Here is a 672-nt window from a genome sequence, read left to right as displayed (position 1 = left end):
TGCGGCCTTGGCGGCAGCATAGGCGGTGCGATGGGCAATGCCCAGTACGGTCAGGCTGGAGATGTTGACGATCCGGCCCCATTGACGCTCGCGCATACCGGGTAGCAGCGCCTGAGTGGCCAGAAGCGCCGAGTGCAGATTCACCCGCATCACGGCATCGAAATCGTCCAGATCCACTTCACCCAGCACCTGCGGGCGAACCAGACCGACGTTATTCACCAGCCCGTCGAAAGCATACTGCTGGGTTAACGTCGCCAAGGCCTGTTCGGTCGCCTTGCGATCTCCCAGGTCAACCGGTACCAAAATACCGGGGAAATCGACACCCTCAGCGTGCCGGGCGATGCCCACGACGCGGTGACCCGCGTTTGCCAGTGTCTGTGCCAACGCCAGGCCGATACCCTTGCTGGCGCCGGTGATCAAAAAGGTTCGATTGTTCATGAGTGCTCCTGGGGCCAGCCTGTGCAGGGGGCTGGCGGAGTGAAGGCCGAAGGCAGGTTTTAGGCTGGCTTGGTCCATTCGTTGCCTTTCATGAACGGATCGAGCTGGGTGTGCACCAGATGGTTGGTGTAGTTGCTCATGACCTTGGTGGCGACGCCCAGTACCACTTCCAGCACGTTGCGCCGCGTGAAACCGGCAGCCAGGAAGGCTTCGATACCAGCGTCGTTGACGAAG

Annotated in this window: 1 protein-coding gene; it reads right to left on the bottom strand. The window is 61.2% G+C overall.

Going from position 1 to position 672, the window contains the following annotated elements; translation table 11 throughout:
- Window positions 1-438: SDR family NAD(P)-dependent oxidoreductase (locus tag M5B96_RS32385; RefSeq protein WP_248801236.1), on the bottom strand; the 438-nt coding region annotated here is incomplete at its 3' end.
- Window positions 439-672 lie beyond the last annotated feature (234 nt).

Origin of the sequence: Pseudomonas sp. MWU13-2105, assembly GCF_023242315.1 — a bacterium.
GTDB lineage: Bacteria > Pseudomonadota > Gammaproteobacteria > Pseudomonadales > Pseudomonadaceae > Aquipseudomonas.
Note: the sequence above shows the minus strand (reverse complement) of the source record. Positions and strands in the feature narration are given on the sequence as shown.